The 26,139-nt window shown below is 32.4% G+C and carries 19 protein-coding genes; 10 read left to right on the top strand and 9 right to left on the bottom strand.

Annotated elements, in window-relative coordinates:
* Position 1: 1 nt before the first annotated feature.
* The 4 genes from ABXT06_RS06285 to ABXT06_RS06270 form a co-directional block, all read right to left on the bottom strand.
* The gene (locus tag ABXT06_RS06285; protein ID WP_201998244.1) at positions 2-439 is read right to left on the bottom strand and encodes a TPM domain-containing protein; all 438 of its coding nucleotides are present in this window, start codon (positions 437-439) and stop codon (positions 2-4) included.
* 86 nt (positions 440-525) lie between these two features.
* Positions 526-1,110, bottom strand: coding sequence for a LemA family protein (locus ABXT06_RS06280; protein ID WP_095928713.1), 585 nt, complete (start codon positions 1,108-1,110; stop codon positions 526-528).
* A 34-nt stretch (positions 1,111-1,144) separates the two neighbouring features.
* Positions 1,145-1,477: a MerR family transcriptional regulator gene (locus tag ABXT06_RS06275; RefSeq protein WP_111364203.1), complete on the bottom strand. Its 333-nt coding sequence runs from the start codon at positions 1,475-1,477 to the stop codon at positions 1,145-1,147.
* Positions 1,478-1,524: 47 nt separating this feature from the next.
* The gene (locus ABXT06_RS06270; RefSeq protein WP_354589969.1) at positions 1,525-2,502 is read right to left on the bottom strand and encodes a M23 family metallopeptidase; all 978 of its coding nucleotides are present in this window, start codon (positions 2,500-2,502) and stop codon (positions 1,525-1,527) included.
* 277 nt (positions 2,503-2,779) lie between these two features.
* Here ABXT06_RS06270 and alaS point away from each other — a divergent pair, with 277 nt between their 5' ends.
* Positions 2,780-5,419 (top strand): alanine--tRNA ligase, encoded by a 2,640-nt coding sequence (gene alaS / locus ABXT06_RS06265; RefSeq protein ID WP_354589968.1) that lies wholly within the window; start codon positions 2,780-2,782, stop codon positions 5,417-5,419.
* A gap of 340 nt (positions 5,420-5,759) precedes the next feature.
* Here the strand turns inward: alaS and ABXT06_RS06260 are convergent, their stop codons facing one another.
* Positions 5,760-7,505, bottom strand: a complete 1,746-nt coding sequence (locus ABXT06_RS06260) for an ABC transporter ATP-binding protein (RefSeq protein WP_354589967.1) — start codon at positions 7,503-7,505, stop codon at positions 5,760-5,762.
* 339 nt (positions 7,506-7,844) lie between these two features.
* Here ABXT06_RS06260 and ABXT06_RS06255 point away from each other — a divergent pair, with 339 nt between their 5' ends.
* The 3 genes from ABXT06_RS06255 (at position 7,845) to ABXT06_RS06245 (ending at position 10,298) form a co-directional block, all read left to right on the top strand.
* Positions 7,845-8,585: a hypothetical protein gene (locus tag ABXT06_RS06255; RefSeq protein WP_354589966.1), complete on the top strand. Its 741-nt coding sequence runs from the start codon at positions 7,845-7,847 to the stop codon at positions 8,583-8,585.
* 89 nt (positions 8,586-8,674) lie between these two features.
* Positions 8,675-9,472 carry a hypothetical protein gene (locus tag ABXT06_RS06250; RefSeq protein WP_354589965.1) on the top strand — a complete coding sequence of 266 codons (798 nt, stop codon included), beginning with the start codon at positions 8,675-8,677 and terminating at the stop codon, positions 9,470-9,472.
* Positions 9,473-9,515: 43 nt separating this feature from the next.
* Positions 9,516-10,298 (top strand): hypothetical protein, encoded by a 783-nt coding sequence (locus ABXT06_RS06245; RefSeq protein ID WP_354589964.1) that lies wholly within the window; start codon positions 9,516-9,518, stop codon positions 10,296-10,298.
* A gap of 41 nt (positions 10,299-10,339) precedes the next feature.
* On the opposite strand, the gene ABXT06_RS06240 is transcribed toward ABXT06_RS06245, so the two are convergent.
* Positions 10,340-11,476: a matrixin family metalloprotease gene (locus ABXT06_RS06240; protein WP_354589963.1), complete on the bottom strand. Its 1,137-nt coding sequence runs from the start codon at positions 11,474-11,476 to the stop codon at positions 10,340-10,342.
* A gap of 255 nt (positions 11,477-11,731) precedes the next feature.
* On the opposite strand from ABXT06_RS06240, the gene ABXT06_RS06235 reads away from it, so the two are divergent.
* The 6 genes from ABXT06_RS06235 to ABXT06_RS06210 all read left to right on the top strand — a co-directional run bounded on the left by ABXT06_RS06235 (position 11,732) and on the right by ABXT06_RS06210 (position 22,748).
* Complete coding sequence (locus ABXT06_RS06235) at positions 11,732-12,439, top strand: hypothetical protein (protein ID WP_354589962.1); 708 nt, start codon at positions 11,732-11,734, stop codon at positions 12,437-12,439.
* A gap of 95 nt (positions 12,440-12,534) precedes the next feature.
* A complete protein-coding gene (locus tag ABXT06_RS06230; RefSeq protein ID WP_354589961.1) occupies positions 12,535-13,485 on the top strand; it encodes a GSCFA domain-containing protein in 951 nt (316 codons plus the stop codon).
* A 114-nt stretch (positions 13,486-13,599) separates the two neighbouring features.
* The gene (locus ABXT06_RS06225; RefSeq protein ID WP_354589960.1) at positions 13,600-14,322 is read left to right on the top strand and encodes a hypothetical protein; all 723 of its coding nucleotides are present in this window, start codon (positions 13,600-13,602) and stop codon (positions 14,320-14,322) included.
* Between the two features lie 210 nt (positions 14,323-14,532).
* The gene (locus ABXT06_RS06220) at positions 14,533-19,632 is read left to right on the top strand and encodes a translocation/assembly module TamB domain-containing protein (RefSeq protein WP_354589959.1); all 5,100 of its coding nucleotides are present in this window, start codon (positions 14,533-14,535) and stop codon (positions 19,630-19,632) included.
* Positions 19,616-21,931: a translocation and assembly module lipoprotein TamL gene (gene tamL / locus ABXT06_RS06215; protein WP_354589958.1), complete on the top strand. Its 2,316-nt coding sequence runs from the start codon at positions 19,616-19,618 to the stop codon at positions 21,929-21,931. Before ABXT06_RS06220 ends, tamL begins: the two co-directional genes overlap by 17 nt.
* Before the next feature lie 181 nt (positions 21,932-22,112).
* On the top strand, positions 22,113-22,748 hold the full coding sequence (locus tag ABXT06_RS06210) for a DUF4230 domain-containing protein (RefSeq protein WP_343705652.1): 636 nt from the start codon (positions 22,113-22,115) through the stop codon (positions 22,746-22,748).
* A 264-nt stretch (positions 22,749-23,012) separates the two neighbouring features.
* On the opposite strand, the gene ABXT06_RS06205 is transcribed toward ABXT06_RS06210, so the two are convergent.
* The 3 genes from ABXT06_RS06205 to ABXT06_RS06195 form a co-directional block, all read right to left on the bottom strand.
* Entirely contained in the window at positions 23,013-24,776 is a 1,764-nt protein-coding gene (locus ABXT06_RS06205) for an aromatic amino acid hydroxylase (RefSeq protein WP_354589957.1), read from the bottom strand.
* A 137-nt stretch (positions 24,777-24,913) separates the two neighbouring features.
* Positions 24,914-25,360: a hypothetical protein gene (locus ABXT06_RS06200; RefSeq protein WP_354589956.1), complete on the bottom strand. Its 447-nt coding sequence runs from the start codon at positions 25,358-25,360 to the stop codon at positions 24,914-24,916.
* A gap of 76 nt (positions 25,361-25,436) precedes the next feature.
* Positions 25,437-25,847: a group III truncated hemoglobin gene (locus ABXT06_RS06195; protein ID WP_111377382.1), complete on the bottom strand. Its 411-nt coding sequence runs from the start codon at positions 25,845-25,847 to the stop codon at positions 25,437-25,439.
* Positions 25,848-26,139: the final 292 nt, after the last annotated feature.

Below are 26,139 nucleotides of genomic sequence, written 5' to 3'. Positions count from 1 at the left end.
TTTATCCTTTTGAGATTTCGTTAGATAGTTCGTTTACATCATCTTCCTGAGAAGGAAAATATTTTTTAAGCTGTTCGCCGGCATTCAAAATACCGTCAACAATTCCTTGTTTAAAATTGCCAGCTTTAAAGTGATTCACCATAATGTCTTTGGTGCAATCCCAAAAATCATTAGAAACTAAATCATTAATTCCTTTATCTCCACAAATCACAAAATTTTTGTCTTCAACGGCAAAATAAAGCAATACTCCATTTTTCAGTTTAGTTTCATCCATTCGCAATTCATGAAAAACTTCTAAAGCCCTATCAAAATGGACTTTAGAAGTTGTTTTTTCTATATGTACTCTAATTTCGCCAGAAGTATTATTTTCGGCCATGCGAATAGCTTCAACAATTTCTTGTTCTTCTTCTTTGGTTAAAAAATCTTCTACTTTTGACATGGATATTATTTTAGAGTTTAGATTGTAGATTTTAGATTGCAGATTAAATCTGAAATCTAAAATCGTTAATCAAAAATATTAAATCTTTAGAATTTTACTTCAACAGGTTTGTCTGCTCCAGTAGAAGCTTCAAAGTATGGTTTCTCTTTGTATTCGCTCAAGAACCAGTTGTTTGGAATCTTTAAAACATATCCGTTGTAAACTTGTACAGCTTCGTTAAAACGTGTTCTCGCTGTTAAAATTTGGTTTTCAGTACTTGCTAATTCATCTTGTAATTTCAAGAAGTTCTCGTTAGCTTTTAAAGTTGGATATTGCTCAACAGAAACCAATAATCTTGATAATGATGAACTTACTCCACTTTGAGCTTGGTTAAATGCTGCTAATTGTTCTGGAGTTACATTGCTTGGATCAATTGTTACTGAAGTAGCTTTTGCACGAGCTTCGATTACAGCAGTTAAAGTTCCTTTTTCAAAGTCAGCAGCACCTTTTACAGTGTTTACTAAATTCCCAATAAGATCATTACGTCTTTGGTAAGCCGTTTGAACATTTCCCCATTCTTTATTTACAGCTTGACTGTGTTGTAAAGCAGTATTTTTAATACCAATCGACCAAAATGCGATAATAGCAATAAGTGCTACAATAATTCCTACAGGGATTAACCACTTTTTCATGTTTGTTTTGATTTAAGTTTATTTCTATTTTTAATTACAATTCGTTTTTTATGTCATTCAGTTGTGTTTTTATCGACTCTAATTTACGTATTATTTCGAATTTATCTAACGTTTTCTTCTGACCTTCTTTTAAGTGTGTTTTGGCGCCTTCAAGTGTAAATCCTCTTTCTTTTACTAAGTGATAAATCAATTGAAGATTGGTAATATCGTCTGGAGTGAACATTCTATTTCCCTTTGCATTTTTTTTAGGTTTTAGAATGTCAAATTCGCTGTCCCAAAATCGTATCAAAGAAGCATTGACATTAAAAGCTTTGGCAACTTCGCCAATACTGTAATATCTTTTGTCTTTAGAAAGTTCAATATGCATGGTTCGTTTTTTTCTATTTTACTTCAAAAATAGTATTTTTTGTACTATTAATCTAATGATTGATTTTCTTGGTTTGCCATTTGTGAAATTGCGACATATTCGACAGCCGAAATATTTCCGTAATAGAAATTTAGCGGATTAACCACTTTTCCGTCTTTATGCACTTCATAATGACAATGCGGACCTTCAGATCTTCCTGTGCTTCCAACATAACCAATCACATCGCCGCGTTTTACCTTTTGTCCTGGTCGGCAGTTGTATTTGCTTAAATGCGCGTACAAACTTTCATATCCAAAACCGTGCCTGATCACTATGTGGTTTCCATACCCAGAGGCTGTGTTGTCAGCTCTATCTACCACTCCGTCTCCTGTTGCATAAATTGGAGCACCTGTATTGGCGGTGAAATCCATCCCGTTATGCATTTTTCTCACTTTCGTGAAAGGATCAATACGGTATCCAAAACCTGACGCGACACGTTTTAAATTTTCATTTCGAACTGGCTGAATGGCAGGAATTGCTAATAATAAATTTTCTTTAGCTCCAGCTAATTTTAAAATTTCATCTAAAGATTTAGACTGAATTGCTAATTGTTTCGAAAGTTTGTCAACTCTTTTTGTGGCATTCAAAACCAATTGGGAGTTGTTGTAACCTTCTAAAGCTTTATATCGGTCAGAATTTCTAAAACCAGATTTTCGAATCGAATCTGGAATTTCAGCTTTATTGAAGTAAACACGATAAATATTATTATCACGTTCTTCTAAAGCATCTGCAGCTTCATCAATTTCATCCAGTTTTTTATTCAAAATGGCATATTGAAGTTTCAAATTTTCAATTTCGCGTGCCTGTAAACGATCTTTTGGAGTTTCGAAATATGGCGTGTTAATTAAGAGGACAAAAACTAAAAAACCGAACAATGCTGAAGCAGTTAAAAACAGTAATGCGTAACCTATTTTTATTCTTTTTCTGGTTTTTATTTTTGTATAAGCCAGATTTTCTGGGTCGTAATAATATTTTACTTTCGCCATATTTTAAAATACGCTATTTTTGCACCTTGTAAAATGAGTTAGTCGAATAAAACTGCTAATTGTTTCAGTTATTCGACACTTTTTTACGAGGATTAATGATTAGATATTGGGGCTATTTTATCATTAGATAATGCGCAAAATAGGCAATTTATTGTTTAAAATATAAGTTTTTTAATTTCATTATAAAAAACTTAACGTATCATCAAATGAATAAATTAGCTAATCATCTAGTTATCAAATTGACACATTAAAACAGACACATTTTTCTAATTTAAATATGAAATCACAAGACGTACGTAAACAATTTTTAGATTTTTTTGAGAGTAAAGGGCATACTATCGTTCCTTCAGCTCCTATTGTTCTTAAAGACGACCCAACCCTAATGTTCAATAACTCGGGAATGGCCCAGTTTAAGGAATTTTTCTTAGGAAACGGAACTCCAAAAAGTCCAAGAATAGCCGATACGCAAAAATGTCTTCGTGTTTCAGGAAAACATAATGATCTTGAAGAGGTTGGTATTGATACTTACCACCACACCATGTTCGAAATGTTAGGAAACTGGTCTTTTGGAGATTATTTTAAAAAAGAAGCAATCAACTGGGCTTGGGAATTATTGACAGAAGTATACAAAATTCCAAAAGAGAATCTTTATGTTTCTGTTTTTGAAGGAAGCAAAGAAGATAACGTTCCATTTGATCAAGAAGCTTGGGATATCTGGAAAACCTTAATTGACGAGGATAGAATCATTTTAGGAAATAAAAAAGATAATTTCTGGGAAATGGGAGATCAAGGACCATGCGGACCTTGTTCTGAAATTCACGTTGATTTACGTTCTGAAGAAGAGAAAGCTTTGGTTTCAGGAAAAAGCCTTGTAAATAATGATCATCCACAGGTAGTTGAAATCTGGAATAATGTATTCATGGAATTCAACCGTAAAGCTGATGGTTCTCTTGAAAAACTTCCAGCACAGCACGTTGATACCGGAATGGGATTTGAGCGTTTGTGTATGGCTTTACAAGGAAAAACATCAAACTATGATACTGATGTTTTCATGCCTTTAATTAGAGAAATCGAAACCATTACAGGGGCAAAATATACAACTAATGACGTAACAGGCATTAGTGAAGAACAAAATAAAATGAATATCGCTATTCGTGTAGTGGCAGATCACGTTCGTGCGGTAGCTTTTGCTATTGCTGACGGTCAGTTGCCTTCTAATACGGGTGCGGGATATGTAATTCGTAGAATTTTACGTCGCGCAATTCGTTACGGATTTACTTTCTTAGGAACAAAAGAGCCGTTTATTTTTAAATTGGTTGAGACTTTAAGCGAGCAAATGGGAGATTCTTTCCCAGAAATCAGAACACAGAAAGCACTTTGTTCGAATGTAATTCGCGAGGAAGAAAACTCATTCTTAAAAACGTTAGATCAAGGATTAGTTCTTTTAGATGCTGTAATTTCAAATAACAATACAGATACTGTTGATGGTAAAAAAGCATTTGAATTGTATGATACTTACGGATTCCCAATCGATTTAACAGCTTTGATTCTTTCTGAAAGAGGGTTGAAATTAGACGAAGAAGGATTCCAGGAACAATTGCAATTGCAAAAAGAAAGATCTCGTGCAGCGTCTAAAGTAACTGCTGGTGACTGGAATGTGCTTGTAGAAGATGATATTCAGGAATTTGTTGGATATGACAGATTATCTCAGCAGGTAAAAATTACTAAATATCGTAGAGTTGAAAGTGCTAAAGACGGAGAGATTTTCCAATTGGTTTTCAATGCAACTCCTTTTTATGGAGAAAGCGGAGGACAAACTGGAGATAAAGGATATTTAGAAGCTCAAAATGGAGATATCGTTTATATTATTGATACTAAAAAAGAAAATAATCAAACGATACATTTGGCAAAATCGTTACCAGAAAACCTTACAGGAACTTTTAATGCGGTTGTTGATGCAAACCAAAGAGCTAAAACTTCGTCAAATCACTCGGCTACGCATTTGTTGCACCAAGCGTTACGTAAGATTTTAGGAACTCATATTGAGCAAAAAGGTTCGATGGTAAGAAATGCATCTTTACGTTTTGACTTTTCTCATTTTTCTAAAGTAACTGATGAAGAATTGGTAGAAGTGGAAAACTTCGTAAATGCAAGAATTCGTGAGAGTTTGCCATTAATCGAGAAAAGAGCAATTCCAAAAGAACAAGCACTTGAAGATGGTGCAATTGCTTTGTTTGGAGAGAAATACGGAGATTTAGTTCGTACTATTAAATTCGGTGATTCTGTCGAATTATGTGGAGGAACACACGTTGCGAACACATCTGACATCTGGCACTTTAAAATTGTTTCAGAAGGTGCAGTTGCAGCTGGAATCAGAAGAATTGAAGCGATTACAAGTGAAGCTGCAAAAGAATATTTTGAATCTCAAGCTGTTTCTTTAGCTGAAATTAAAGAAGCGCTTAAAAATGCTCAAGATCCTGTAAAATCAATCTTGGCATTACAAGATGAAAATGCTCAGTTGAAAAAACAATTAGAAGCTTTATTAAAAGATAAGGCTAAAAATATGAAAGCTGATTTGGCTAAAGAATTACAAGAAATCAATGGAGTTCAGTTTTTAGCTAAACAAGTAGATTTAAATCCAGAAGGAGCAAAAGATTTAGCTTACGAATTGGGTGGTTCTTATAATAATTTATTCGTAGTTTTCGCTACAGCTCATGAAGGAAAACCCATGTTAACATGTTACATTTCTAAAGAAATCGTAGCAGAGAAAAACCTAAACGCTGGACAAGTTGTTCGCGAATTAGGAAAATATATCCAAGGAGGTGGAGGAGGTCAGCCTTTCTTCGCAACCGCAGGAGGTAAAAATGTTGATGGAATTGGTGAGGCTTTAGCTAAGGCTGTGGATTTCGTGAAATAATTTAAAGGTGCTAAGAATCTAAGATACTAAGGTTCTGAGTTTTTTATAAAAGTAAACCCGACAGATTTTAAAAATCTGTCGGGTTTTGTATTTATAGGGTTTTCTTATTTTATGTCATTTCGACGAAGGAGAAATCTTCGCGAGAAGCTCGACAAAGATTGAATTTTCGTTGCGGAGTTACTTGTGGAGATTTCTCCTTCGTCGAAATGACAAATAATGCGTGTAACAGATTGCTATTTATAGTATTTTATATTTGTTATTTCGACGAAGGAGAAATAGACAAATAATGCATAAAAAACTAGAACCTTAGCAACTTAGCACCTCAGAAGCTTTAAAAAACCTATTTACGCTCACCAATCTGCTGGCGCCACATAGCATAATACAATCCTTTCTCCACAATTAAATCTTCGTGTTTACCTTGCTCAATAATTTTACCTTGTTCTAAAACAAAAATTCTATCAGCGTGCATTACAGTAGATAAACGGTGCGCAATTAAAACTGTAATTCTATTTTTGTCTGAGATATTTCTAATCGTATCATTGATTTCTTCTTCGGTAATAGAATCCAAAGCAGAAGTAGCTTCATCAAAAATCAATAAATTAGGGTTTCTAAGAATCGCTCTCGCGATAGATAAACGCTGTTTTTCACCACCTGAAACTTTAATTCCGCCTTCGCCAATTGTAGTGTTTAAACCATCTTCAGCACGTCTAAGAAGTTTGTCGCAGCTTGCACGTTTTAAAGCATCATAAAGTTCTTCGTCGGTTGCATTGGGTTTAACAAATAACAAGTTCTCACGAATTGTTCCGGAGAATAATTGAGCATCTTGGGTAACAAAACCAAGTTGTTTTCTTAAGTCTAATAAATCAATTTCGGTTGAATCGATATCATTATATAAAACCTGACCTTCTTCGGGAGTATATAATCCAACTAATAATTTTACTAACGTCGTTTTTCCGGATCCAGACGGACCAACAAAGGCAACAGTCTGACCTTGTTTGATCTCGAAATTGATATTTTCAACAGCCTTAAATTTGGCTGTTTTATGCTGAAAACTAACATTTTCGAAAAGTAATTTCTGAATTGCACCAATATGTTTTGGAGTTTTTGGGCGGAATTCTTTTGGAGCATTTAGTAAGTTTTTGAAATTTTCCATAGAAACTTTTGTCTCATTTAGAGCAATAATAAAATTTCCTAATTCCTGTAAAGGGCCAAAAATAAAGAAGGTAAAGAATACCATTGTCAATAAATCTCCAACAATAATTTTTCCGCCAAATAGAAAGTAATACAAAGCAAAAACAACACAAGTTCTCAAGAAATGAACGGTTGTTCCTTGGATGAAACTTAAACTTCTAATAAAACGTATTTTCTGTAATTCTAATTGAAGAATCTTAAAAGTATTTAAGTTTAGACGCTTTTCTTCTTGATACGTCAAGCCAAGACTCTTTACCAATTCTATGTTTCGTAAACTTTCAGTTGTAGAACCTGCCAGTGCATTGGTCTGATTGACAATTTTTCGAGAAACGATTTTAATCTTTTTCCCTAAATATAAACTTACCAAAGCAATAATTGGAGCCGTGATTAAGAAGATAATAGAAATTCTAAAATCGATTCGGGCTACGTATACAATTACGAAAATGAAACCTATAATAGTTTGAAAAATTAACGAAATCGAAAGCGTGATCAGTTTTTCTGAATCGATTCTAACTTTTGTCAGTTTGCTCAAAGTTTCTCCGCTTCGCTGATCTTCAAATTCTGCATAAGGAAGGTCTAGAGATTTTTTGATTCCATCAGTATACATTTGCGCGCCGGTTCTCTGTATGACCACATTGGTAAAATAATCCTGAAAGTTTTTAGTAATTCTGGAAATCATGGCTGCACCAAGCGAAAGACCAAGCCAGAAAGCTAAAGATTTTATAAATCCGATCTCATTTCCTTTGTATTTTGCCAGACCAACACCGCAATCTTGCATTAATTTTCCTGTAATTACAGAGTCTGATAAACTGAAACAAATGTTGATAGTAGCCATTATCAATGCAAAAAACAAAAGCATTTTGTGTCTGATAATGTAAGTATATAATAATTTCATATAAGATTTTAAAAAAATGGAAGATGCAAAAATAAGGAATTGTTTGGGTTTGTGTTGTCAGTTTTTGTTATTAAAAATGTAATTTTTTTATACATTAAAATGCACTTTTTTAAAAGTCTTTAAAGTAATTTGAAATGCAAGAAAAAAGCTGAGTACTTATACCTGTTTTTGACTTTTAGATTTTTTTAAAGTAAGGTTAGTATGTGCTTATTCTGTTTACCAAATAATATTTTACAAAGTGTTTAAAGTGCACTAATTGTTTTAAATGTGGAATCCCGTAAGGTTTTAATTTTTGATTGCATTACGTTTGCCTAAATAACAAATTTAACCAAATCACAAATGAAAAAAATTTTATGTCTTTTCGGAGCTTTGACGTTACTGTTAACGTCTTGTTCGAGCGATGATTCTTCTTCAGATTCTTCGGATAATGTATTACTAAAAAAAATGGTTGTTACAAATTCTGATGGGGAAAAATACACTACTAACTATAAATATGATGGTAATAAAATAGTAAGTGCCATAGACGATACAGGTGATGCAAATCTGTATTACACTTATACAGGAGATTTAATTACTAAAATAGAGTTTAAATATCCTGACGGGACAATAGACCAGATAAATACTTTTTCTTATAATGCTGAAGGTAAATTGACAACTTTTGTGAGAGTAGAACCAAATATGGATTGGGGACATAAAGAAGTTTATACATATAATACTGATGGTACAATTTCTGTTACGTCATATTCTGGAGATAGTGAAACCCAAACGGGCGAAGGTGTCACATCAACAATTAAATTTGTAAATGGCGAAGTAAGTGAAATCCTAGCAATTACTGCAAATCAACCAGATCATAAATATACGTATGACAATAAAAACAATCCTACGAAAAATATTTTAGGTATGGATAAAATTGCATTTGTTGATGGAGAAGGAAATGGAGTTAAATTCAACATTTTAACAGATACAGCAGATGGTGATTTGTGGGGAAACAGCACTTTTACCTATAATGATCAAGGATACCCAACGAAAGAAGTTAATACAGGATCTGATAGTGTGGGTACCACAGAATATTTTTATTAATGTTGAACAACATTTATTAATATATAAAAGCCAGTTGCAAATGCTTCTGGCTTTCTTACTTTTGAAGAATATAATTATACCTCTCAATTATGAAAAAACAATTATGGCTTTTTGGTGTTTTGATTTTAATACTATCTTCATGCTCTAGTGATGAGAAATCTTCTTCGGAAGAAATGGACTCCACTCTTCCTAAAACAATCTCTTATATTTATCCTTCTCCAGAATTAGGAACCAATACGAAGACTACAGCTTCTTATAATGGAAATAAAATAGTTAGCCTTCTAAGGGAGGATTCAAAAACAGTATTTACTTATGATGGAAATGTAATTGTTAAGCAAGAAATTTTTGATATAGACGTTGTTGGAAAAGAAGTTAAAAATGAGGAAGTTACATATATATACGAAAGTGGAAAGCTTAAAACGAGAGTAATAAAAGAAGATTTCAGTGCAGAATATCCGGATGGTTATTACATCGTTAAAGCAGTTTTTACTCATACTTCAAACGAAGCTATTTCTTATATAAACTATTCGGTTGATAAAGATACTAAAGAGGAAACTAAAAGTAGTGAAGGTAGACTAACATATAAAGAAGGGAATCTGATAAAAGAGGAACAAAAAGTTAATTCTGTAATAGTGACACGGGTTTACGAATATGATGCTAAAAATAATCCTTTAAAAAATATATTAGGATTCAATTTATTATTAAATGAAATTGATGGCTTTGGAAAAAATAATATTTTAAAAACAACTAGGACTTCATCCGAATTTGATAACACATCTGTATATTTGACAAAATACATTTATAACGACAATAATTATCCGACAAGACATATATCATTTGACGGAGGTGGAAAGGATATTGAATACGAAATTGAATATACTTATTAAGAATTCTCAGAATCTAAAAAAAAGACAAGAGCAAATACAAATTATGAAAAAACTAATACCGCTTTTTGGAGCTTTAGCATTATTATTTTCATCATGTTCGAGTGATGAAAATTCTTCTCCAAAAGCAAAGGATGATACATTTCCAAAAAGTATTATAACTACTTACTCAGGATCTCCGGCCGATACTACTTTTATCACCTATAAAGATGATAAAATTGAAAGTATGAGCACTAAAAAAAACAAAATTTATTTTTTTTACGAAGGAGGATTAATTCAGTCTAAACAGTATTATGAGATTGTTCAAGGTAAAGAAAGCAAGACTACAGTTGTAACTTACTTTTATGAAAACGGAAAACTAGCATCCAGCAAATTTATTAGTAGCATTAGTATAGATTATCCGAATGGGAAATTTGCAGGTAGAAATGTATATACTTTTGTATCGGATACATTAATTAAAGAGCAACGATTTGACACAGATCAATTTACCAATATAGAAAAAGAAAGCGATACCTATAATATGCTGATCTATAAAAATGGAAATGTAACAAGAAAAACTACTGTAAACGCCAAAACGGCACTTGATACGTATGCACAGATTTATGCGTATGATAATAAAAATTCTCCCTTTAAAAATATTAAAGGAATCAATTTATTAATTGTTGACGAAATGTCCTCTAGCAATAATATTTTAACCATTTCGAGTAATACAAATTTTGTTTACGATAAGAATACTTATGAATATAATGATGAAGGATATCCAAGTTTAAAAACCTATTATAAAGGTGGCGGAGAACAAGTCTCAAGTACAACAAAATATTTATACTAAATAGAAAGCCAAATGCTTAATGTATTTGGCTTTTTTGCTTTTTAGACTTTTCCTTTTTTAGAGGACCATTTCACAACTCCATTATAGATTAATTGAAGATCTCCGTCGTCTTGTAAATGTAATGTTGCTCCAGAATATTCAGAAGTATTGCTAGTCCAGATGGTTTCTATAGTTGCTGCAGTATATTTAGCTCCTTTTAACACGATATTTCCATTTGATTCAAAATTGCAAATTGCTCTTCGCGGATATCGAATATCTCCAACTTCCCAAATTGTTTTTTTTTCAACTAGATCAATTACTCGTAAAAAACCAGGGGTAAATTCTAAAGAATATCTTTTATTGTTCGACTGAATACGATCTTTCCAACGCAGATCATTAAAGCTTTGTCCAGATTCCATAACCGATACAATAGGAAAAGGATACCATTCATTTATAGATTTTTTATCAATATCCGATAAAACACTCATTTCATTTACGCTTTTTCCATCTGTTGTAAGAGATGCAGGGACATAATAATGCATAATAGAAAGAGCATCATATTCGCTATAATTTGTAGATTCTGCAGTTTTGATAACATATTGATCTACCTGATCTTTAGACCAACCGCTTAAATCATAGTAGTATTGATAAACCTTAGCCAAATTCCAATTAATCTTTGAAGCAGGGCTCGCATTTTCATGAATGAGTCCTAACGCATGGCCAAATTCGTGTAAAATGGTTCTTCTTATAGAATTTTCATCTGCAGAATTAAGTGGTCCTAAACGCATAGATTGACGTTCAAGATTATTGCCATAGGCAGATCTCATTCCTAACTCAGACCAAGCTCCATAATCCTTATTTTCTTCTCCTGCTCGCTTAAAACCGATTCTAATATCTGCAGATCCAGACGAAACATATTCAAATTTTAAGTTGGCATACTTTAGCCATTCGCTTGCGTATTTTTTTGTTTTTTCCTGTTCTATTTCATTGCCATCTAAAAATTTTACTTTAATTGTTTGGCCTATCTGCCAGCGTGGCCAAGTTATAATTGCTGCAGCTGGTTTAGAGGTATTATTATCTAGATCGAAAGTGCAGATAAGATCCTTGTCATCATTTGATTGAATAGTTTTTTCTGATCTATCAGAAATACATGAACATAATAAACAGATAAGACTTATTATTAAAGCTGATTTCTTCATAAGATTTTGATTTAAGTGAAATGCAATTTTAATGAAAAAAGAATGTCTTATCCTGTCTAGATTTAAATTGTGTCTTATTCTGTTATAAAAATGTCTTCTTGTGGAGTTTAAAAGAATAGAAAAACATTCCTTTTGTTATAAACTTTTAATCTAAAAGGTGTTATGAAAAAACTGTACTTCTTTCTATTATGCTGTTTAACTGTCTTAGCCTCTTGTACTAATGAAGAGGAAAAAAGTTTTGAAAACAAACTGATCTTGCCTAAATCAATAATTTATAAAGCTGAAAATGGTTCATACACCAGTGTAACAAACTTGGTTTATGACGGTAATAAGATTTTAAGTATTAGTAATAAAAATAAAAGAAATGATTATCAATATGAGGGCGATAAAATAGTAAAAGAAATACAATACAATTATGAATCGGGAAAAGAAGTGAAAATTTTGGAAACATCATTTACTTATGAAAATGATAAATTGATTGTCGTAAATAAAATTTCTGAGAGAATTCAATTTAAATATCTGTACTCTTATAATGAAGATGGAACTATTACGAGAGAAATATATGAAGTTGATAGTAAAACAGGTAAGGAACTAAAAAGAAATGCAAATGAAGTTTTGACTTTTACTGAAGGGAATTTGACAAAAAGAGAATCATATTATGTATCCGATTCTGTGAGTACTGTTGAAACCCTTTTATACAGATACGATACAAGTAATAGTGCTTTTAAAAATGTTTCAGGAATAAAATACTTATTGGGTGAAGCGAGTTTTGATAGTGTAGGATCTTTTTCTCCAATAAATAATTTAAAGGAGACGATTCACTATACAACATATCAATCTGATTATACTATTAATGATTATGTCTCTGGCTTTAAATATGAATACAATAAAGAAGGCTATCCAACTAAAAAAATAATCTTTGCATTGGATAATTTAAACGAAATAATTGAATATAATTACTAATTTACGTGAGATCCAAAACCATAAAAACCAAATGCTTTTAGTATTTGGTTTTTTTGTTGAATAAAATATCCGAAATTTGTTTAAAAGCTAAAAAAATGCAATTCAGAACCCAAATTCCAATTTCAAAAAGCAACAATCCAATCGATTATAATTCGAAAATACTTTCTATTGGCTCTTGTTTTGCAGAAAATATGGCGGAGAAATTTGATTATTTTAAATTTCAGAATGAAACTAATCCATTTGGAATTATTTTTAATCCAGTTTCAATTGAAAAATTATTTGATAGAATTTCTAAACAAGAAATGTTTGGAGAAAAGGATGTTTTCTTTCATAATGAACGTTGGCACAGTTACGAAGTGCATTCCGATTTGAGTAATTCAGATCGACAAGAGTTGCTGGAGTCATTAAATAAAGCAATTACAGAAACGCACAAACAAATAAAAGAAGCGTCACATATCATTATCACTTTAGGAACTTCATGGATTTACAAAAATCTTGAAAAAGACGAAATTGTGGCTAATTGCCATAAAGTGCCTCAAAAACAATTTTCAAAAGAATTATTATCAGTAGAGACAATTCAAAAAAGCATCGAAAATATAGTTGAAGCAATTCTGGCTTTGAATTCCAATATAAATTTCATTTTTACTATTTCTCCAGTACGCCACATAAAAGATGGTTTTGTAGAAAATCAATTAAGTAAGTCGCATTTGTTTACAGCATTGCATAAGACTTTTGACTTTCGACTTTCAACTTTTGACTATTTCCCTTCCTACGAAATTATGATGGATGAACTGCGTGATTATCGCTTTTATAACGAAGATATGCTTCATCCGAATCAGATTGCAATAGATTATATCTGGAAACTTTTCAGCGAAAATTATGTTTCAGAAGAAAGTACTGCCGTGATGAAAGAAGTAGACGAAATCCAAAAAAGTCTGCGTCATAGAAGTTTTAATCCAGAATCGGAACAACATCAGAAATTCTTATCTAATCTTCAGCTAAAAATGAAAAAGGTTGAGGAAAAGTGGCCTCATATTGTATTTTAGTGTTTAAAAAATGTTTTTTTAAGTTTTGATTTAAAAATATTCAAAGCAAAAATTAAACAAATTGTTATGTTTTGATTTTGAAATTATGTTTATTTGTAATAAATATCTTTAAATATGATGAGAAAAATTACTTATTTGCTTTGCATTTCGCTATTTATTTTTACATCTTGTTCAAGCGAAGGCGACACTTCTCAGAATACTGAGACAAGTAGAGTGCCAAAAAAACAAATTATTTCTAGCCTTGATAGCCCTGTGACTATTGATTTCGTTTTTGATGGAAATAAAATTGTCACTAGTACTCATTCGGGCAATTATGTTGTAAAATATACTTATACGGGAGATTTAATTACAAAGAAAGAGAGTTCAGATTTGAGAAATGAGTATACTTATACTGATGGAAAATTGACAACTTATTTGCGAAAACTCACTGGACGAGACTACTATGACAAATATTCTTATACTTATGAATCTAATGGCGTTGTTTCATTTATAGTTACTAGAATTACTATTTCAACAGGAGCAGAAGAGGTCATTTCTGCAAAGAATATTTATACATTAAAGGATGGAAATATCATAAAATATGAAACTTCATCATCTGTAATAACATATAAGTATGATAATAAAAATAATCCGATGAGAAATGTTTTAGGGTTTAATAAAATCTTTGAGGAGCAGCCACAAGTTAGTTCATCGGTTAACAATGTAACAAGTTATACTGTTACTTTAGCAAATAATTCTAGTTATACCAATGAGATAACATACACTTATGATGGAAGTAATTTTCCAACCGTAATTAATTACAAAGCACTATCCTCTATATGTACATATTCTTATTAGAAAATATCTAGCGATTTAGGAAAATTTTAAAGCCAAATAATTTTATTGTTTGGCTTTTTTATTGGTCTTCACAAATCATTTAGCAGTAAAATTTTAGAATAATTCCTCATAATTATGTAAATTGTTAAGCTTTAAAATTTACATTTTTGTAAGATGTGCAACCTTGCTTTTTTCAGAAGCAATTTTAATCTAATCCGATTTTGTTGACGTATGAATAAGAAACCAGTTTATTTTCTTAAAAAAACACTCCGTATCCTCATGTGGTGTGTGGTTTCTATAGTTGCACTTTTATTACTTCTTATCATTTTAATTCAGGTTCCTTCTGTTCAGAATTTCGTTAAAAATAAAGCAGTTTCTTATCTTCAGGATAAAATAAAGACCAAAGTTTCTTTAGATTATATTTCGATAAAATTCCCAAAAGATGTAGTTCTGGAAGGTTTCTATTTTGAAGATCAAAAAAAAGATACTTTGCTGGCAGGTAAACGATTAGAAGTTGATGTTGATCTTTTTAAACTCGTTAGCAGTGAACTTGAAATCAATTCGGTTTCGCTTGAAAATGTAAAAGCCAATATTTCCAGAAACAAAGACGGCGTTTTCAATTTCGATTATATCATCAAAGCATTCGAATCCAAAGAACCAAAAGTGGAAGATCCAGATGCAAAACCGTTTAAAATTTCTGTTGTCAAAGTAAATCTCGATCAGATTAAATTCAATTTTAAAGACGATTTTGCTAAAAATGACATTCGTGTAAATCTGACCCATTTTGATACCAAATTCAAGAAATTCGATTTGGATCAAATGGATTTTAATATTCCGACGATTAATCTAAATGGATTAAAAGTAGTTTTAGATCAGGATGTGGTAGAGAAAATTGCAGAGGTTTCTGTTAAAACCGTCGATACTATTTCGAAACGACCAGATTTTAAATTAGCGTTAGATAAAATTGCTTTGTCTAAAATTGATGTTTTATACGATAATAAAGATTCAAAACTAAATTCGGGCATTCGTTTAGGAAATCTAAACTTAGCCGTAAATGAAATCGACCTCAATAAACAGCTTTTAGATTTCGATACTTTCGAAGTTAAAGATTTAAGCGGAAATCTACGATTAGGAGTTCAAGACAAACAAATTCAAACACCAGATTTAGATACAACTGCTATAAAACAAGCGGGCTGGAAAGCAAAATTAAACAAAGTCAATATCGAAAATGTTGCTTTCAAATTTGATGATATGCAGTCAAAACCTGTTGTAAAAGGCTTAGATTATAGTCATCTGGATTTAAGTAAATTCAACTTTGAAGCAGAGAAATTATATTATGGAAACAATACGATTTCGGGAAATATAAATAAGCTTACCGTAAACGAAAAAAGCGGTTTACAGATTCAGTCCTTAAAAACCAATTTCTTTTACGGACCAAAAAATGCATCTTTAGAAAATTTGTATTTAAAGACACCGCAAACGCTCGTTCAAGATAAAATTAAAGCTGAATACAAATCGCTTGATGCATTGCAGAAAGATTTAGGAAATTTGGCTATTGTTGCCAACTTGAAAGAATCCAAAATTGGTTTTAAAGATATTTTATTGTTTGTACCAACGCTTCAAAACACGAATCCGTTTAAGAGCAATCCAAATGCGATTTTGTATGTGGACAGCCGTGTGAGTGGAAAAGTAAAAGATTTGAATGTTTCGAAGTTTGAAATGAGCGGTGTCGGAACGACAAAAGTTTCCCTTTCGGGGAAAATAACTGGATTGCCAGATGCTGAAAAAGCCTATTACGATTTGAACATTAAAAAGATGTCGAGCACGGCAAAAGATATCAATATGTTTGTGCCGGCTGGAACAATTCCGAAAAATATTCAAATTCCATCGCAATTAAGCTTACAGGGAAAATTTAAAGGTTCTGTTCAGAATTTTAAAACCAATATGGCTTTAACCAGCAGTTTCGGAAATGCAAAAGTTGATGCTTTATTTGATCAGCGTATTAAAAAAAGAGAAAAATACGATGCGACAGTTTCCTTAAATGAGTTTGATTTAGGCAGATTAATCAAAAACGATTCAATTGGAAAAATTACGCTTAACGCGAAAGTAAAAGGAAACGGTTTAGACCCTAAAACGGCAAATGCTGTGGTTGACGGAATTGTAAAAAAAGCAGTTTTTAATCGATATACTTATAAAGATTTAACCTTAAAAGGAAACATAGAAAACGGATCTTTCGCCGTAAAATCAGGAATGGAAGATCCCAATCTGAATTTTAACTTAACAGCAAGCGGAGATACAAAAGACAAATATCCGACCGTAAAACTGAAATTAAATCTTGATATAGCCGATTTAGAAAAACTAAATCTTCATGCTGGCCCAATGAAACTTCGCGGAAATGTGGATGCCGATATTGCGAACAGTAATCCGGATTTTCTGAATGGAAAAGTGTTTTTATCCAATATTCAGATTTTGCAAGACAAAGAGCCAATTGTTTTAGATTCTATCCGTGTTTTTGCTTTTGCAGATAAAGACAGCAATTCGATTAAGATTTCGTCTCAATTCCTAAAAGCAGAAGTGACAGGAAAATACAAATTGACGACTCTGGCTAATTCAATTCAAAAATCATTATCTAAATATATCAACCTTCAAAATCCAAAAGTAAATGCCGAATCAGATGAGCAAAGACTAGCTTTTACTTTGAAAGTAGATAATGATCCTGTGCTTTTGAAATTATTACCAAAACTGACCGCTTTAGAGCCTTTTACCATAAACGGAAAATATAACAGTCAAGCCGATTCTTTGGAAGTAAAAGGAACAATTCCGCGTATAGTTTATGGCGGAAACACTATTTCTGACGGAAAAATAAATATCGAAACCAAAGAAAATGCGCTTCAATATTTGGCCTCAGTAGCAACTATTGAAAGCGGATCTTTTAAAATTCCGTTTACAAGTTTATCGGGAAAAGTAGAAAACAATGAACTGACTTATGCCTTAGAAGTAAAAGATGCCAAAGAAAAACAGCAGTATTTTATTGCCGGAAACCTAAAACATGAAGACGCCAAAAACATTTTTAAAATTGATGCCGACAGCTTTGTTTTAAATTATGATAAATGGACAGTTGATCCAGAAAATGCAATTGAATTTGGAGATAAGAGACTTTATATCAATAAATTTTATTTGAATAAGGAAGGAGATCAATTGAAAATTCAATCTCAGGGAACTCAAAATAATTCGCCATTGCAAGTTGATTTTGTGAACTTTAAAATGGGAACCATTATGAATATGGTTTCCAAAGATGAATCGATGATTCAAGGTATGATAAATGGAAATGCTTTAGTCGAAAATATAATGACTAAACCGACTTTTACCTCTGATTTAAAAATAGATGATTTTACTTTTAAAGGTTCGAAAGTCGGCGATTTAGAAATAAAAGTTGATAATAAAACCGAAGATACTCTTTCAGCTAATGTCGTTTTGAGCGATGAAGGAAATGATGTAAAACTTACCGGAGAATATAAAATTGCGGAAGGCAGTTTTGATTTAGATATGGCAATCAATAAACTGTACATCAAAAGTATTCAAGGTTTCAGCATGGGAAATATTTCCGAAGGAACAGGATTCTTATCAGGGAATTTTAAAGTTACAGGAAATACTTCGGCTCCAAAAGTGAATGGCGAATTGAACTTTAATGATGCCGGTTTTAGAGTGACACAACTGAATTCTTATTTTAAAACAGGACAAGAAAAAATCACTTTCAATGAAGGAGTAATTTCATTTGATAAATTTTCTCTTTTAGATGAAAATGATAATGAACTGTTCGTGAATGGAACTATTCAATCGGCTGATTTTACAAAGTATAATTTTAATTTGCTGGTTGAAGCCAACGATTTTAGAGCGATTCATTCGAAAGCTGCCGACAATGATTTGTTCTACGGAGATTTATTTTTGGATACTAAATTAAATATCAAAGGAAGTTTAGAAAGTCCGGTAGTAGATGGAACTTTAAAAATAAATAAAGAAACCAAATTTACGGTGGTGATGCCACAGTCAGATCCTTCAATTGCGGATCGTGAAGGGATTGTGGAGTTTGTTGATGAAGATAATATGTATCTAAAACAAACAGTTGATCTTCAGAATAAATTAGATCAATCCGAATTAAAAGGAATGGATGTTAACGTTGCCATTACAATCGATAAGGAAGCAGAATTGACTTTACTGATTGATAAATCAAACGGAGATTATTTGAACTTGAAAGGAGAAGCTGAATTGGTTGGGGGAATCGATAAATCGGGGAAAACAACTCTGACAGGGAAATATGAATTTTCGGATGGTGCTTATCAAATGAATTTTAACGGAATTAAAAGAAAATTTGATATTCAGAAAGGCAGTTTTATTACTTGGAATGGTGAACCGACTATGGCAAATGTCAATATTACGGCTATTTATAAAGTTGATGCGGCACCGATTGATTTAGTTGGAAATCAAATATCAGGAATGGAACAAGCAGTTCAGAACACTTATAAACAAAAACTTCCGTTTCAGACTTTATTGAAAATGAACGGCGAATTGATGAAGCCTGAAATTTCTTTTGGAATTGTATTGCCAGACGGAAATTACAATGTATCGACAGATGTGGTTACAACAACGCAAAGCAAGTTGAAACAGTTAGAACAAGATCCTGCAGAATTGAACAAACAGGTTTTTGCCCTTTTATTATTAAATCGTTTTGTGGGTGAAAATCCGTTTGCGAGTCAAAGCGGTGGAATCAGTGCCGAAACGATGGCAAGACAAAGTGTGAGCAAGATTCTTTCGCAACAATTGAATAATCTGGCTGGAGAATTAATTACAGGTTTTGAAGTCAATTTTGATTTAGAATCGTCTGAAGATTACACTACAGGAACTATGCAAAACAGAACTGATTTAAATGTAGAAGTTTCTAAAAAACTGTTGGATGATAGATTGAAAGTAACTGTTGGAAGCAGTTTTGGAGTGGAAGGAGCAGAGCGCGCCAATGAAGAAAGTACCAATATTGCAGGAGATGTTGCTCTGGATTATCAATTAACTAAAGACGGCCGTTATATGGTTCGTGCTTACAGAAAAAATCAATATCAAGTGGCCGTTGAAGGACAGGTGATAGAAACGGGTGTTGCTTTTATTATCACGATGAGTTACAATAAATTCAGAGAACTTTTCCATCGCACAGAAAAAGAAAAAGAATTGATAAGGGAAGAAAAGCTTCGAAAAGAAAAGGAAAAACAGAAAAAGAAGGAAGATAAAGAGAAGGAGGAATTGCAGGAAAATCAAATTGAAGGAAATGAACAAAAAACGTAATCATATAAATAATCATTTTATAAAGTGTTTTGTGCTGATATCCCTGTTTTTTGTTTTTGGATGCAGTAATACAAAATATCTTCCAGAAGGCGATTTGTTGTACACAGGCGGTTCGGTCAAAGTGAAAGATTCTATTATGAAAAAGAAAGATAGAAAAGCACTCGAAACTGAGCTTGAAGGACTTCTTCGCCCAAAACCGAATAAAACGTTTTTAGGATTACGCCCGAAATTATGGTTTTATAATATTGCCGGAGAACCTAAAAAACAAAAAGGATTTAGATATTGGCTTCGAACTAAAGTCGGAGAAGAGCCAGTGCTTTTCAGTAAAGTAGATTTAGATTATAATGCTTCAGTTTTGCGAAATTTTACAGAAAACCGTGGTTATTTTAAAACACGTGTTAGCGCCGATTCTACCGTAAACAATAAAAGAGCTACAGCAGAATATACTGTTGTTCCAAAAAAACAATATATTATTAAAAGCGTGATTTTTCCTGATGATTCTTTAAAAATGTCAAAGATAATTGCCAGATCAAGCCGACGCAGTCTATTGAAAGTGGGAAAACCGTACGATTTGGATGTTATAAAAGCCGAACGAGAACGTATCGATGCCAGATTAAAAGAAAAAGGATATTATTATTTCAGTCCCGATTATCTTCTGGCAAAAGTAGACAGCAGCAAAGGCGATCATGAAGTAAAAATCAGATTGGTTATCAAAGACGAGACTCCTGCAAAAGCCTTAAGAGCCTATAAGATAAATAACATTTTCGTGTATCCGAATTATTCTCTGGCCAACGACAGTATGGTTTACAGAAAAAAGAATATCACACAGTACAAAGATTTTACGATTATTGATACTGCAGAAACTTTTAAACCGAGAGTTTATGACAGAACAATCTATTTCAAAAAAGGAGATTTATACAATAGAACTGATCATAATTTGACTTTAAACCGTTTTGTGAATCTTGGAACTTTCAGTTTTGTTAAAAACGAATTTAAGCCTTCAGATAGTATCGACAATGCTTTGGATTCTTATTATTACTTAACGCTTCTGCCTAAAAAGTTTATTCGTGTTGAAGTTATTGGAAAAACCAATTCAGCGAGTTACACTGGTACAGAATTAAATTTGAATTGGAATAATAGAAACTTTCTGGGAGGAGCAGAATTGTTTACTGCATCAATTTTTGGCGGAGCAGATTTTCAGTTAGGGGGCGTTAATAAAGGTAAAAATATTTATAAACTTGGAGGAGAAGTTAGTTTAACTTGGCCGAGATTTGTAACACCTTTTCATATTGAAGGAAATAGCGAGTATGTTCCAAGAACAAAAGCAACAATTCGTTATGAATACCAAAAACGTACCCAATTGTATGCGTTGAATTCCTTCAATACCTCTTTTGGTTATTTATGGAAAGAAAATATTCGAAAAGAACATCAGTTAAATGTGATTGATGTAACGTACGTAAGTCCAAATCATGTTACACCCGAATATTTAGCAGATATTGATGAAGACCCAGCATTAGGAAAAGTAATTGAAAAGCAGTTGATTTTTGGTCCAACTTACAATTATACGTACACCAACACGATGCAGAAACGCCGAAAAAATACTATTTATTTTAATGGCGAATTAGATTTGGCGGGAAATATTACAGGGTTGGTTACTGGTGCAGATTATCCCAATAAGGTTAAAACGATATTTGATGTTCCGTTTAGTCAATACGTAAAAATCAGAACCGATTTCAGACATTATTTAAAACTAGGAAAAGAAAGCGAATTAGCCAGCAGACTGATTGTTGGAGCTGGATTTGCCTATGGAAATTCGAATACACTTCCCGCATCAAAACAATTTGTAGTTGGAGGAACCAATAGTATTCGAGCTTTTAGAGCAAGAACTTTAGGGCCGGGAAGTTATGTGATCCCGCCTCCAACAAATAATAATTATACCCCTGATCAATCAGCTGATTTAAAGTTAGAGTTTAATACCGAATATCGAGCAAAACTATTTAGTATTGTGAAAGGAGCGGTGTTTTTAGATGCGGGAAATATTTGGCTTTTGCATGCCGATCCGGACAAACCTGGAGCAGAAATTTCAAAAGATTTTATGAAAGAAATCGCTGTGGGCGCTGGAGTAGGTTTACGTTTTGATGTATCGTTTTTTGTTTTAAGAACAGATTTAGCTATTCCTCTTCGAAATCCGGCCTTGCCAGATGGACAACGTTGGGTTATAGACGATATTAATTTTGGAAGCAGTTCTTGGAGAAAAGACAACCTGATTTTGAATATCGCTATTGGTTATCCCTTTTAATTTTTTTAGCCACGAATTCACGAATTATTATAATCTATGTGTTGCTTATAATTGAATTAAACGGATTTTTTAATTTGTGAAATTGGAAAAAATAATAGACAAAGAATTAGCGAAAATTCGTGGATTCGTGGCAGGAAAAAAGAATAAAAAGAAGTAAATTGGTCTAAAATTTTTTAGAGGAATGCAAAACTTGATTAAAAGAATTATAGGTGTTGGAGTTATTGTTTTAATAATTGTTCTGGGGTTTAAATATTGCCAGTTCAAAAAAGAAGACGATTCTGATATTCAGTATAATACCAATTTAATTCAACAACAGATTCTTAATGTTGGAAAATTGGTTGTTACAGAAGGGCATTTCTCAGAAGTCATTACCTATAAAAATCAGCAGAAATATTTGATGGATATGATTTCTTTTGAGAAGAAAGCACTTATTGTGGTCAATGCCAACGTAACGGTGGCTTATGATCTGCATCAAATGAAATATGATATTGATGAAAAAAATAAAACCATTACGATTTTGAATATTCCGAAAGAAGAAATCACTATAAACCCAGATATTCAGTTTTATGATGTGGAACAAAGTAAACTGAATCCGTTTACGGGAGATGATTACAATAAAATCAATAAATCGGTAAAAGCGAATCTGGCTAAGAAAATCGAAAATTCTACCCTTAAAACAAACGCTCAAAATAGACTAATAAGCGAATTGTCTAAGATTTTAATCATGACCAATTCAATGGGCTGGAAACTGCAATATAACGGGAAAACTATTGAATCTGAAACAGAGTTAACGCAAGATTTGAATTCAAAGCTGTAAAAAAGAATCTCGCAAAGACGCAGAGTCGCAAAGAATTTTTGCCACAGATTAAAGGATTAAAATGATTTTTTGAATTGCCTCCTGCTTTAGCTGGAGGGAAAATAAAGTCAAAATCAAAAGGCTTTAGCCAAATCTCATGTTTTGGCTAAAGCCCTTTTTGCTTACATTATAAATATCTCCAGCTAAAGCAGGAGGCAATTGAAAGGAAACTTTGCGACTCTGCGTCTTTGCGAGATTAAAAAATTAACAAAAAAACTTCGCGTCTTAGTGCCTTTGTGGCAAATTATCAAAAATCAAATCCAAACCGCCAGAAATTAAATGTGCAATTTCAGGACGTCTTTCTTTCAATTGATCCAAATGAACTAAAACTTCTTGTAAAAGCTGTTTTTCATCAGAATCCTTCAGAAGTTCGACAATTTCAACAGATAATAGCCAATCGTTTGAGTGATTGCTTTTTAATTTCTCAAAAACAGATTTTAACTCCGATTTAGAGTCTTTATTATTTCGAATGTTTCGAACTGTGGCGTATAGAATTTCCAATTCATCACGCTCATCAGTATGTTTTGCTTTGATAGTTTTAGTTGAAGGAACAATATTAATTAGATCAAAACTATTCACATCTGCAGGTCCAGAGAAAGCAGAAATAACTTTTTTACCAATTGCCATATCGTAATTACCCCATTCAGGCTGAAACAAAACAGTTTCGCCATGCGTTACGGTACAATTTCTAAAACTGATCAGAATAATTTCTCCGTGAAGATTTCTAGAACCTGTAATAATTTCACCTTCCACAATAATATTGCCTTCAAATTCCAATTTTACGGTTTCGTTTTCTACAATGCTATAAGCCTGTAAATCCTTCGGACTCATATCTTCAATCGCAAGATTAAAACCTTTCAATTTCCCAATTGGACTTCCAAATCCGTGTGGATGAGTTAGAGTTCCGTGACCCACTAATTCTTTTTCGCGATAAGCCAAAGCCGTTTTTCCTGTAGTTTGAATGTAAACCGGTTTTCCTTCCTCTTCAATTACATTCGTGAACACACCAGAGATTTGTAACCCTGTGCTTAATTCGATTGTTCCTAAAGCGTTCGATTGAATCAGTTTTTGAATTCCGGAAAGACCTCCTGTTCGTAAAGCCATTTTATTGGCAAATTCTTCCAGAATCAAACTTAAATAAGAAAAATTTGGTGTTACATAGAGTTGAGGTTGCAGCTGTGTAATATCAAAATTCTGATTTGCCGCCGAAATATCATAAGGGATTTTCTTTACATTATCTGTCATACAGTGTGCACTTTCTCCAATAGAAGAAAGCAATCCAGCACCATATATTTTTGGATTTTCGACAGTTCCAATCAAACCGTATTCAACTGTCCACCAATGTAGGTTTCTTATTTGTGCCATTTCAGACAATTCACCCATATCATTTTGCAAATCGGCAACAGCTTTTTCAGCTTCATCAATTTTTTCCTGTGGTGTATCTTCTGCTTCTTTCAAAATAGAAAGCAGACGAATCGCTTCATACATTTGATAATCTTTGTGAGAAGAAATCGCTTTACAGCCAATTTCACCAAAACGTCTCAAATATTCAGCATATTCGGGATTTGCAATAATAGGAGCGTGGCCAGCACCTTCATGAATGATGTCTGGAGCAGGAGTATATTCAATATGTTCTAATTGACGAATATCCGAAGCAATAACTAAAACATTATAAGCTTGGAATTCCATAAAAGCATTTGGCGGAATAAATCCGTCAACGGCAACGGCTGCCCAACCAATTTCGCTCAAAATTCGGTTCATGCCGTACATGCTTGGAATAGAATCTATTTCGATACCGGTTTTGCGTAAACCTTCCAAATAAGAATGATGTGCTACTTTAGAAAGATAATCTACATTTTTACGCATAACATATCGCCAAACCGCCTGATTGATAGGAGTGTAATCGCTATAATCTTGAGGTTTAATAAATTGCTGTAAATGTTTAGGCAATCGCTCTAATAACGGATTGGTTTCAATATTTGGATTCATTTCGAAAACGTTGTAGATTAAAATGTAAAATTACGAATTTACGGCTCGATTTTTTACGATCCATCACAAAATTTTTATTCGAAATAAACTTTTATTGCATTTTTGTAGATTTTGTAAAGGTGGACATAAATGGAATTTTAGCAGTCATTGTTTTCATAATTCACTTTTTCCATTGTCTTTTCGAAATTTTCCGATTCTTTTTTAGTCATCGAAGCTTCTTTCAGATCCACTTTTAACTGTTTTTTAGTGTCAGGACTAATCCATAAACCGGTAAATGTATTTCCGTTTTTCTGCAAAATTAGAACACCGCTAAAACCCTGTTCGACCATTACAAATTCATTTTCTTTCTTTTTGCCCTGAGTAACATTCAGCTGAATCCAATTGTTAGATTTATTGTAGCGATACATAGAAGTAAACATTAAATCTGCAGTGCAAGGATTATCTTCGGTTTTAATATAAACTGTTATAGGAGTTTTACCATCAACAGTTCCTTTATATAGATTAGAAGCTGAAGTTTGAGATTGTGCTGATAATTGGTTTAAAAATGAGAAACAGATTGCAATAAGGAAAATTACTTTTTTCATAAATAAAAGAATATAGATTTGGGGTTAATTCATTTTATCAAATATAAAGTTCTGCTTTTTATTTGAAAGAATTTCTTTAAGATTTTTTGATGGTATTTCTCATTTCATTTTCTGCATTTCTAAAATATTCAATTTTGTGGCTGAACATAAAAGCCATATTGGTAGCACGCATTTTGGCTTCTTCTGTTATTGGCCCAGCAAATTGCGAATCTATTGTAGAATTAAAAATAGCAATCCAGCGGTCAAAGTGTGTTTTGTCTACTGGTAATTGTTTGTGTGGAGGAAAAGGTGTTCCAGAATAAGCGCGAACATCAAATAAAATGGTTTGCCAAAAATTGTACATTTTTTGCAGATGAGGTTCCCAGCGATCTTGTAATTTATCATTAAATATCGGCCCAATTAAATCGTCCTTTCTAACATTTGCATAAAAGCTGTTAACCATTTGCTGAATGTCTTCTATTGTCGAAATATCTTTTAAAGCTGTCATTCTATTGTATTTTAAGTAAGCTGCAAAAATACAATATATCTTTCTTTTAGTTCCCTGATAATTGTCATATGCCCTTTAATTGCTAGGTAAAATCACATTTTGTAAGGAATTGTATAGATTTTTTATTTTATGATGAGTTATTTCAATTTTAATAGGTAAGTTTTTTATGATTTTTAATTTTTTAAAATATTGTTTTTCAGTAGTTTGAAAAACAATAAGATTGGTTTTTGTTATATCATTTTTTTTAATTTGATGTGTATTTGTAAAGTTAAAAAAATGAGAATATTGTAAA

The sequence above is a fragment of the Flavobacterium sp. UW10123 genome, from assembly GCF_040538975.1.
Classification (GTDB): domain Bacteria; phylum Bacteroidota; class Bacteroidia; order Flavobacteriales; family Flavobacteriaceae; genus Flavobacterium.
The sequence above is the reverse complement of the archived record's forward strand: the minus strand, read 5'-3'. Positions and strand labels throughout refer to the sequence as shown.